The sequence below is a fragment of the Thalassospira sp. MIT121401 genome (assembly GCF_047125595.1).
Taxonomy (GTDB): domain Bacteria; phylum Pseudomonadota; class Alphaproteobacteria; order Rhodospirillales; family Thalassospiraceae; genus Thalassospira; species Thalassospira povalilytica.
The window spans coordinates 4,433,652-4,444,838 of record NZ_CP138926.1; the positions used below are offsets into that span (position 1 = coordinate 4,433,652).

The window sequence follows — 11,187 nt, forward strand, 5'->3', positions numbered from 1 at the left end:
TGCGGGATAAATGACTGAAAAGACTCACAATCCGGATTCACGAAAATTTCATCGTGCAAAAAACCGTGACAAGACACTGCATATAGGGGTACGATTCCAATTAACGGTCAATCACTGGACCGCAGGAGGGGTTCCCGAGTGCCGCGAAAAAGCGTCTTACAACGAGAATTTTCGCCCCCCGGATCGCACATGCAACATGTTGTGACCGGCGGAAACTCCTACCGCCACTTCCATCGCAAGATGAAAATTGAATGCGCGCCTTTCCATGACGGAATGGCGCGTTTTGCTTTTTTGGCACATTTGATGAGGTGATCGTCATGGGTAAGCGCGCAGCACGCCGTCGTAACCGTCCGCAACAGTCCGACAACAATGTCCATGAACTGTTTGATGAAAAGAACGCTGACTGGCACCCGCTTCAGGGGGAAGTCGCAGAACAGAAAGGACAACGCGATCAAAGCTACCGCCGCAACATCCGCCCGAAAAGTGAAAACCAAGCCGCATTGATGGAAGCCATTGATGCCTTCAACCTGGTCCTTGCCCTTGGCCCGGCAGGCACCGGTAAAACCTATATCGCCGTTTCCAAGGCAGTCGAAGCCCTTGATAAGGGTGATATTGGTCGTATCGTTCTGGCCCGCCCGGCTGTTGAAGCCGGCGAAAATATCGGCTTCCTGCCCGGCGATGTCGAAGCCAAGATGGCACCTTATCTTCGCCCGCTTTATGACGCGCTTAATGATCGTCTTGGCACCAAGCGCCTGCGCACATACCTTTCGGACGGCACGATTGAGATTGCCCCGATCGGCTATATGCGTGGCCGTACCCTGAACAATGCCTTCGTCGTCATCGACGAAGCCCAGAACTGCACATACGGGCAGCTCAAGATGCTGGTGACCCGTCTGGGCTGGAATTCCACCATGATCCTGACCGGCGACCCGGATCAGACCGACCTACTGCCGGAAATGTCGGGTCTTTCGGAAATGTCCGAGCGACTTGAAAATGTCGAAGATGTCGCCTGTGTCCAGCTGCGCGACAAGGACATTGTTCGCCATCCGCTGGTTGCAAGCATGCTTACGGTTCTCTGATTTCGGTCATCAAGTTCCGACACAGCAAACCAAAGAAGAAAAAAGGACGGGCCCCGAAAGGGCCCGTCACTTTTTTGGATCTGCTTATATAGACTGATAATTCTTGGCTTCGCGCCCGATCACCGGGATCGGTAAAACCTGTCAAGAAAACATATATATTGACGAAATTTTCAATCCGAACCCAATATATAGACATCACGGTCCTTCTTACCGAACCATATCGGTTTGAAGGCTAAGAGGGAATTCGGTGCGTTTTGCATATGCACGACAATGCCGAAGCTGCCCCCGCAACTGTAAGCGGCTAGCATTAATCCAACCATGGTCACTGAAATGCTTGGCATTTCGGGAAGGCCGGATGAAGCATCGATCCGCAAGCCAGGAGACCTGCCGTGAGCGAACGTAAACATTCACGGGCGGGGTGTCCCGGTGGAGTGCTTGTGATCTGACTGGCAGACCGCCAATCATCCCTGCATACCTCCGTTTGGCCTTTGCCCCCATATGATTGGGGCTTACGATGTCAGAAACAGTCGAGTTGGAACGGCCAGCCGTTTCCGATCCTTCATCAAATTCATACACCATCTATCAGGTGATCCGTCGTAACGGATCGGTCACGGCCTTTGATGCAACCAAAATCAAAACAGCCCTGACCAAGGCATTTCTTGCCGCAGAGGGTGAAACCGCGTCGGGATCACATCGGGTACATGACATTGTCGATGGATTGGCCGATCAGGTTACCACGACCTTGTTAAAGCGGGCCGCGCCGGGCCATACCCTTCAGATCGAAGATATACAGGATCAGGTCGAGCTGGCCCTGATGCGCAGCGAACATCACAAGGTTGCGCGCGCCTATGTCCTGTATCGTGAAGACCGTGCGCGCGAACGCGCCAAGCTTGATGCACGCAAGAAAAGCAAAAAGGCCGGGCAGCCCGAACTTCATGTCACCCTGCCCGACGGCAGCAAAAGGTTGCTTGATATTGACCGGTTGGCGACCGTGATTGCCGAGGCCTGTGGCGACCTTGATGGCGTCAGCACAGCACCGATCATGGAAGAAACCAGAAAGAACCTTTATGACGGTGTCACCACCGGGGAATTGGCACTTGCCCCGATCATGGCAGCCCGAACACTGGTAGAGCGCGAACCGAATTACGCCTTTGTCAGCGCACGCCTGTTACTTGACAAGCTTCGGACAGAAGCCCTGAGCTTCGTCTTCGACCAGCCCGAACAAGCCACCCAGGCCGAGATGGGCGCACGATACGCGACCTATTTCCCCGCCGCGATCAAGGCAGGCATCAAGTCCGGCCTGATTGATCCGGAATTGTTAAAGTTTGACCTGAAAAAGATTGCCGCTGCGATCAAACCGGAACGCGATCTGAACTTCCAGTATCTGGGACTTCAGACGCTTTATGACCGTTACTTCCTGCATGTCAAAGGGTCGCGGTTTGAACTGCCACAGGCCTTTTTCATGCGGGTTGCCATGGGTCTTGCCATCCGTGAGATCGACCGCGAAGCCAAGGCAATCGAATTTTATGATCAGCTTTCGACCTTTGTCTTCATGGCATCGACCCCGACCCTGTTCAATGCCGGGACATGCCGCCCGCAACTGTCATCCTGCTTCCTGACCACCGTGCCCGATGACCTTGATGGCATCTTCAAATCGGTCAAGGACAACGCGCTTTTGGCGAAATATTCCGGCGGTCTTGGCAATGACTGGACCCCGGTGCGTGGTCTTGGCGCCCATATCAAGGGTACAAATGGCCAAAGCCAGGGCGTGGTTCCGTTTCTGAAAGTCGCCAATGACACCGCCATTGCGGTTAATCAGGGTGGCAAGCGCAAGGGGGCTGTTTGTGCCTATCTTGAAACCTGGCACATCGATATCGAAGAGTTCCTTGATCTGCGCAAGAACACGGGCGACGACCGCCGCAGGACGCATGACATGAACACGGCCAACTGGGTACCGGACCTGTTCATGGAACGAGTGATGGCAGATGCGCCATGGACCCTGTTTTCGCCCGATGACACGCCGGACTTGCATGATCTTTATGGTGCGAAATTCAAGACCGCGTATAAGGCATATGAAGCCAAGGCCAATAGCGGCCAGATCACGAATTTCAAAACCGTGCGCGCGGTGGATCTTTGGCGGCGCATGTTGACCATGCTGTTTGAAACCGGTCATCCATGGATCACCTTCAAGGACCCGTGCAATATCCGCTCCCCGCAACAACATCGTGGCGTGGTGCATTCATCAAACCTGTGCACGGAAATTACACTCAATACATCGGCAGACGAGGTCGCGGTTTGTAACCTTGGTTCGATCAATCTTCTGGCCCATGTCACCGAAGACGGCCTTGATCACGACAAGCTGGCACAAACGGTGAAAACCGCGATGCGGATGCTTGATAACGTCATTGATATCAACTTCTACACCATCCCCGAAGCACGCTATTCCAACATGCGTCATCGCCCGGTTGGCCTTGGCCTGATGGGCTTCCAGGATGCGTTGCAGAAACTCAAAATCGCCTATGCATCGGAACAGGCAATCGATTTTGCCGATGAGAGCATGGAAGCCATTGCCTTCCACGCCATTTCGGCATCGGTTGACCTTGCCGCCGAACGTGGCCGCTATGAAAGCTTCGACGGATCGCTTTGGTCAAAGGGCATCCTGCCAATCGACTCCCTTGAACTGCTTGCCGACGTTCGTTCGGAATTCAATGTGGACCGGACCCAATGTCTTGATTGGGATGGCCTGCGCGAACGTGTCAAATCGACGGGTATGCGCAATTCCAACACCATGGCGGTTGCCCCGACCGCAACGATTTCCAACATTTGTGGCGTCAGCCAATCAATTGAGCCCGCCTATCGCAACCTATTTGTGAAATCGAACATGTCTGGCGATTTCACGGTGGTCAATGCCGCCCTTGTCCGTGATCTGAAAGAACGCGGTCTTTGGGACGAGGTGATGATATCCGACCTGAAATATTATGATGGCAGCATCGGCCAGATTGACCGCATTCCCGATGACCTCAAGGCGCTTTATGCAACCGCATTTGAACTTGATTCATCCTGGTTGATCGAGGCGGCATCACGTCGTCAGAAGTGGCTTGATCAGGCGCAGTCCCTGAACCTTTATATCGCCAATCCGTCTGGCAAAAAGCTTGATGATCTTTATCGTCTGGCGTGGTTGCGCGGACTCAAAACCACCTATTACCTGCGATCAAGTGCCGCGACCCATGTCGAGAAATCGACACTTAAGGGCACCGATGGTCGGCTGAATGCGGTGGTGAATGCCCCGCAAGCCGCAAACCCTGCCCCGTTGCCTTCGCCTGTCACCGCGCCAGCGCCAGCAACAGCGCCCGCAGTCAGCAATCGTCCATCCGCCGTCATTGATGCGGGCGCCGCATCCGATGCGATCACCAGTGGGGACGTCTGGGGCAAGGCCTGCTCTCTTGACGATCCGGATTGTGAAGCCTGCCAGTAACAAGAAAACGGGAACGAGAACCATGCTAGATTGGGTTGAAAACGACACTCCCGCTGCGACAAACAATGTCACCAGCAACCCGGCATCATCTGATGCCGGGGACGGAACCACAGATGCCACCGGACTTGGCGAGATTGACCGTTCCGGCGGTCGTGTCACGGTCAGTGACAAGGCGATGATCAATTCGCGGGCCGATGTGAACCAGCTTCTGCCGCTCAAATACGGCTGGGCCTGGGACAAGTACCTTGCGGGTTGCAACAATCACTGGATGCCGACCGAGGTTTCCATGCAGGCCGACATCGCGCTTTGGAAATCGCGCGATGGTCTGACCGATGATGAACGTCGGATGCTGAAACGCAATCTTGGCTTCTTTGCCGCATCCGAAAGCCTTGTTGCCAACAACATCGTTCTGGCAATTTATCGCCACCTGACCAACCCGGAATGCCGCCAGTATCTTTTACGACAGGCCTTCGAGGAAGCCGTTCATACCCATACGTTTCAGTATATTGTCGAAAGCCTTGGTCTGGATGAGGGTGAGCTTTTCAACATGTACCGCGAAGTGCCGTCAATCACTGACAAGGCGGCATGGGCGTTAAATTATACCAAGCACCTTGATGATCCGAATTTTGCCACCGGCACGCCCGAACGCGATCAGGATTTCCTGCGCGATCTTGTGGCGTTCTATGTCGTGTTTGAAGGCATGTGGTTTTACACCGGATTTGCGCAAATCCTGTCACTTGGCCGGCGCAACAAGATGGTCGGTATCGCCGAACAATATCAGTACATCCTGCGTGACGAGAGCATCCATCTCAATTTCGGGATTGATGTTATCAACCAGATCAAGGCTGAAAACCCGCATCTTTGGACAGCGGAATTTCAGGAAGAAATTCGTGCGATGTTGCGTGACGCTGCCGAACTTGAAGCGGCCTATGGACGCGACACCATGCCCAATGGCTTCCTTGGCCTGAATGCCGAGCTCTGTGAGCAATATATGCACTTCATCGCCAACCGCCGTTGTGGTCAGCTTGGCCTTGCCCCCGTATTTAACGAGGTCGAAAACCCGTTCCCCTGGATGTCAGAAGCCATGGATCTGAAAAAGGAAAAGAACTTCTTTGAAACCCGGGTGATCGAATATCAGAACGGCGGCGCGCTTAGCTGGGACTGATTGCCACACCCAACATCATCATAAACAAAACGGCTGGGAACATGTTTCCAGCCGTTTTCATTCAAGCCTAGTCTTTTGGCGGTTAGCGCCCCATGGCGGCGACTTCGCTTCCGGCGTTGGAAACCGGGATGTCGTGTTGGCCGGCGCGTTTGGCGCGACCGGTGTGCCAGAATTCCGGGTCTTCGGTATAGCCGCTATATTCATCGAGATGGATGTCTTCGGGCGGTTCGGGATGGATGGTGATATCAAGATCGGGATATTCGGAGCGGATGCTGTCCATTACCTGATGGCAGATGGTGTGGGCTTCGCGCATCAACATCCCGCCATCCATGATCAGTTCGATCTCGGCAAAGCGATGCACGCCCGATGACCGCGTGCGCAGGCGGTGAATGCCGATCACCGATGCGTTTTTCATGGTCAGTTCAATAATGCGCTGGCTGTCGGAATCGGGCAGTTCCGCATCCATCAGGACCTTGACCGAATTGCGTCCGACCTTGATCGCGGAAAACAGCAGGAAGCTTGCCACCAGTGCGCCGATTGCCGGATCGGCCCAGGCAAATCCGGATACCCCGGCAAACAGGGCAATGATCACGGCAAGATTGGCCAGAATGTCGCTGCTGTAATGCATGGAATCGGCATCAACCGCCACCGAGCCCGACATTCGCACTGCCTTGCGCTGCAACAGTACCAGACCGACTGTCATGACAAGTGACACAGCCATGATCCAGATGCCTTCATAGGCAAAGGAAATCTGTTTGGGTTCATTGAGCCTTGATGCGGCCTCGGCCAGGACCAGAACAGCCGCCCCGATCATGAAGGCCGACTGAAACAGCCCGGCAAGGGGTTCTGCCTTGCCATGGCCGAAACGGTGATCATGATCGGCCGGGCGCCATGCCGAACGGACCGCCATGAAGTTGATCACAGACGTGCCGACATCAAGCATACTATCAATCATGGAGGACAGCAGACTAACCGAGTCCGTCAGGAACCAGCCAACAGCCTTGATGATGATCAGGGTCGCAGCAATGACAATGGAGGCCGTCGTTGCACGACGTGCCCACATTTCTTTCTGCGCTATGTCAATGACGGGACATTGACTCATACGTTGTTGACCTCTGGCCGCCCAATCTGCCACCTGACAGCGGTTTTATAGCCTGTTTGAGCATAATATGTAATGACTATTGCCATATTTTCGCCCAGCGTTGTGCAGCAAATAGCGCATATTTGATATTCCGCAAGGTTTCCAAGCCTGTTTTAAGGGATTATATCTCGCAATCGGGCGCACAAGAGAGAACCTAATGATTGTAGAGATCGGACATTACGCACTGATATTGTCACTTGTTGTGGCACTCGCCCAGTCGACCTTGCCGTTTTTGGCCGCATCGCGCAGAGACCCGGTTCTTTTGATGGTGGCGCCGCGACTGGCGATCACCTGTTTTGCACTGGTCGCCGCCAGTTTTCTGGCGCTGACCTATGCATATGTGGCGTCTGACTTCTCTGTTCTCAATGTTCTGTCAAACAGCCATACCTCCAAACCGATGATCTACAAGATCACCGGTGTGTGGGCAAACCACGAAGGATCGATGCTGCTTTGGGTGATGATCCTGACCCTGTTTGGTGGTGCGGTTGCCGCATTCGGGCGCAATCTTCCGCCAACGCTTCTGGCCCGCGTGCTGGGCGTGATGGGGCTGATTGGTGTTGGCTTCATTCTGTTTATCGTTCTGACCTCAAACCCGTTTGAGCGCGTGATCAACCCGCCGCTTGATGGTGAGGGCATGAACCCGTTGCTGCAAGACCCTGGCATCGCCATCCATCCGCCCTTCCTGTATCTGGGCTATGTCGGGTTTTCCGTTGCCTTTGCCTTTGCAGTCGCCGCCCTGATTGAAGGGCGGGTTGATCCGGCATGGGCGCGCTGGGTCCGTCCATGGACGCTTGCGGCATGGGTGTTTCTGACCGCCGGTATCGGGCTTGGTTCCTGGTGGGCCTATTACGAGCTTGGCTGGGGCGGCTGGTGGTTCTGGGATCCGGTGGAAAACGCATCCTTCATGCCCTGGCTTGCCGGTACGGCGCTGTTGCATTCGGCGATTGTGGTCGAAAAGCGTGATGCGCTGAAAAGCTGGACGATCTTTTTGGCGATCCTGGCGTTTTCGTTCTCGTTGCTTGGGACGTTTCTGGTGCGTTCCGGGGCGCTGACATCGGTTCATGCCTTTGCCACCGATCCGACGCGTGGCGTGTTTATTCTGTTCTTGCTGTTTATTACGGTTGGCGGGTCGCTTGGCCTTTATGCATGGCGTGCGCCCAACCTTCGGGGTGGCGGACTGTTCCAGCCGATTTCGCGCGAAGGCGCACTTGTGTTTAACAATGTGCTGCTTTCGATTGCGGCGGCCATGGTGTTACTGGGCACGCTTTATCCGCTGTTGCTTGAAACCGTGACCGGGGAAAAGATTTCGGTAGGTGCGCCGTTCTTCAACGCGACCTTTGTGCCGATCATGACCCCGGTCATCATTGCCATGGCGCTGGGTCCGCTGATGCCTTGGAAACGTGCCGACCTTTTGGGCGTATTCAACAAGCTCAAGATCGCGCTGGCGGCAACGGTTGTGGTCGTTCTGGTCACCTTGTGGCTTGCCGGCGGGCCGGCCTTTGCCCTGTTCGGGCTTGGACTGGCGACCTGGCTATTTGTCGGATCGATCCTTGAATGGGCCGGGCGGATCAAGCTTTTGCGCGAACCGTTCGCCACCAGTCTGCGCCGGATGAAGAACCTTCCGCGTTCGGCCCATGGCACCATGCTGGCCCATGCCGGGGTGGCAATCGTGGTTGCCGGGATTACCGGATCACAAGCCTGGACCGAAGAAGCCGTGCAGTCGCTTGCGGTCGGGGAAAGCGCACATATTGCCGATCATACCTTTACGCTCAGCGCGATCCGGGAATATCAGGGGCCGAACTTTGTCGCCCGTGAAGCAACCATCACCATTGCCACACCGGGTGAACGCACGGTCATTTTGACGCCTGAAAAACGTGTCTATACGGTCGAGGGCATGCCCACCACAGAGGCCGGGATTCAATCAAGCTTTACCGGCGATATCTATGCCGTGATCGGCGATCAGGATGAAAGCGGCAAGTGGATCACGCGGTTCTATGTCAAACCGATGATCCCGTGGATGTGGGCCGGTGGCCTGATCATGGTGTTTGGCGGGCTGATGTCGCTTTCGGACAGACGTTACCGGATTGGTGCGCCGACCCGTTCCCACAAGGCAGCGGCCAAAGCCGTTCCCGCAGAATAAGCGTCAGGGCTAGGAAACCTTCATGACCATCTGGATTGTTCTTGCCGCCATTACGCTGCTTGTTGCGGGCTTTGTCCTTTGGCCGGTCCTGCGTCAGCGTGAAACGGGTGCCGATGCTGCGTCTGATGACGACGATCAAAACGGCAACAGTGAACTGAACCATGATCTTGCGGTTTATCGCGACCAGCTGGCCGAGATCGAGCGCGATATCGAACGCGGTGTCCTCAGCACCGAACAGGCCAATGCGGCACGTATCGAAGTACAACGCCGTATCCTGAATGCGGATCAGCGCATCAAGGCCCGGGAAAGTGGTGCGACATCCGGCATCGGCAAGCCGTCACTTCGGATATATTCCGCCCTTGCGATTGTGCTGTTTCTGATTGGCGGGTTCGGGCTTTATCTTGATCTTGGCAGCCCCGATATGCCCGACCGGCCGATTGCCAGCCGGGCTGATGAAATCAATGCCATCCAACAGGCAGAATCAATCAATAGCGACCGGCTTGCCGCACTCAACCGTGCGGTCAGTGATCTTTCGCAAAAGCTGATTGCCGATCCGGAAAACCTTAAGGGGTGGGAACTGCTTGGCGCCAGCCTGATGGCGCTTGGCCGCCCGGTCGAGGCACAGACTGCGTTTCTTGAGGCCGTCAAACTGTCTGATCGCGATGGCGATTATCTTGCCATGTATGCCGAAAGCCTGATCCGTGGCGACAATGGCCAGATCAATGCGACCGCACGCGGTGTCCTTAAAGAAGCCGCGACAACCCAAAGCGGCGACCCGCGCATCCAGTATTATCTGGGCCTTACCGATGCACAGGATGGCAATATTGCCGCGGCTGTTGATCGCTGGATCGCGCTTGCCAACAGTGCCCCGGCTGATGCGGCCTGGTTACCGATGGTGGTTGCCCGGATCAAGGATGCCGCCCTTGCCCAGGGAATTGATATCGAAGGGCGACTTGATGTCGCAAAGGCCGCGCCATCCAATGGTCCAAGCCAGGACGATGTCGCCGCCGCCCAGCAAATGACACCCGAAGAACGTCAGGACATGATCAATTCGATGGTCGATGGACTGGCCGATCGTCTTGACGGCAATCCGGACGATCCGGAAGGCTGGGCACGGCTGATGCAGGCCTATATGGTGCTGGGGAAACAGGACAAGGCACAGGCCGCCTATCAGAAGGCATCGGATGTATTTGCCGATCAGCCCGATCTGGTCGCCCGGTTTGATGCATTGGCAAAAGAGATCGGGATCACAGCAAACTAGATCCCGACCAAGCAGCCCCCGATGATCTGGGCTGGCAATTCGCGGAATGGCGCTGTAAAACTGTTTGCAGTTGATGAACCTGGCAACCATTCCCCGACACGTTGCCAGCCGGGCGATACCGCCCGTTTTCACCCATCATGATCCGCCCGGAAATCCGGCAGATACGGCGGTGATAAAAATATCCCTTCTCCCCTTCCACCACCACTTATGAGATATTATATTTCATACGTAAGAATAATGATTTCTACCTTAACAAGGCCTTATTGATTTGATTTTCGTGTCAAAGTATGAGAACCAGTCTTAAGGGTAGCTAATTTAGCAAATTGCTATTCTAGGATATGGGGTGCGGTCGGTGGTTGGGGAACCATTGTTCTCTTTTCTTTTTATAATTCAAGAGATTCGCAGAGCGGGAAACAGGGACGGGGTATAGGATAACTACCCACCCGATTGGATAATGGGTGCAATGTCGGCTCACGCAAATGGCATAACGAACAATCTGTTGCTGATTGAAGATAATCCGGGTGACGCACGTCTTGTGCGCGAAGCTCTTCGGGAATTCAAACGCCCGGTGGAGCTGCATCACGTCAAGGATGCCACCACAGCGTTGCAGTTCCTACAGCAAGACGGCCCCTATCGGAATGCGCCGCGCCCGCGCCTGATTCTTCTTGATCTCAATATGCCGCGCAAGGACGGTCGCGAAATGCTGCGCGATATCCGCAATGATCCCAATTCGGCATCAATCCCCGTCATTGTCCTGACCACGTCGGGTGCGGACCACGATGTTGATCTTTGTTATGCTGCCGGGGCAAACTGTTATTTGCGCAAACCGGTCGATGTGACAGAATTCATCGATCTGATGAAAATGATCGAATCCTTCTGGCTGGGGCTGGCTTTAACCCCGACGCCGTAACCCACCTGCCAGCGAG

General features: G+C 54.9%; 6 protein-coding genes, 1 pseudogene and 1 riboswitch. Of the genes and pseudogenes, 6 read left to right on the forward strand and 1 reads right to left on the reverse strand.

Annotated elements, in window-relative coordinates; all coding sequences use genetic code 11:
• The first annotated feature begins 317 nt into the window (after positions 1–317).
• The 3 genes and pseudogenes from SIB88_RS20320 to SIB88_RS20330 form a co-directional block, all read left to right on the forward strand.
• The gene (locus tag SIB88_RS20320) at positions 318–1,079 is read left to right on the forward strand and encodes a PhoH family protein (RefSeq protein ID WP_412558938.1); all 762 of its coding nucleotides are present in this window, start codon (positions 318–320) and stop codon (positions 1,077–1,079) included.
• 181 nt (positions 1,080–1,260) lie between these two features.
• Positions 1,261–1,486, forward strand: a riboswitch (cobalamin riboswitch).
• Between the two features lie 107 nt (positions 1,487–1,593).
• Positions 1,594–4,554, forward strand: a complete 2,961-nt coding sequence (locus SIB88_RS20325) for a ribonucleoside-diphosphate reductase subunit alpha (RefSeq protein WP_412558939.1) — start codon at positions 1,594–1,596, stop codon at positions 4,552–4,554.
• A 37-nt stretch (positions 4,555–4,591) separates the two neighbouring features.
• Positions 4,592–5,719 (forward strand): annotated as a pseudogene (locus SIB88_RS20330) (ribonucleotide-diphosphate reductase subunit beta); the annotation flags it as partial.
• 82 nt (positions 5,720–5,801) lie between these two features.
• Here SIB88_RS20330 and SIB88_RS20335 read toward each other — a convergent pair.
• Complete coding sequence (locus tag SIB88_RS20335) at positions 5,802–6,782, reverse strand: cation diffusion facilitator family transporter (RefSeq protein ID WP_228196060.1); 981 nt, start codon at positions 6,780–6,782, stop codon at positions 5,802–5,804.
• 235 nt (positions 6,783–7,017) lie between these two features.
• Between SIB88_RS20335 and SIB88_RS20340 the strand changes: the two genes are divergently transcribed.
• The 3 genes from SIB88_RS20340 (at position 7,018) to SIB88_RS20350 (ending at position 11,171) form a co-directional block, all read left to right on the forward strand.
• Complete coding sequence (locus tag SIB88_RS20340; protein WP_068519897.1) at positions 7,018–9,000, forward strand: heme lyase CcmF/NrfE family subunit; 1,983 nt, start codon at positions 7,018–7,020, stop codon at positions 8,998–9,000.
• Between the two features lie 22 nt (positions 9,001–9,022).
• On the forward strand, positions 9,023–10,261 hold the full coding sequence (gene ccmI, locus SIB88_RS20345; RefSeq protein ID WP_412558940.1) for a c-type cytochrome biogenesis protein CcmI: 1,239 nt from the start codon (positions 9,023–9,025) through the stop codon (positions 10,259–10,261).
• A 463-nt stretch (positions 10,262–10,724) separates the two neighbouring features.
• Positions 10,725–11,171 (forward strand): response regulator, encoded by a 447-nt coding sequence (locus tag SIB88_RS20350; RefSeq protein WP_068520018.1) that lies wholly within the window; start codon positions 10,725–10,727, stop codon positions 11,169–11,171.
• Positions 11,172–11,187: the final 16 nt, after the last annotated feature.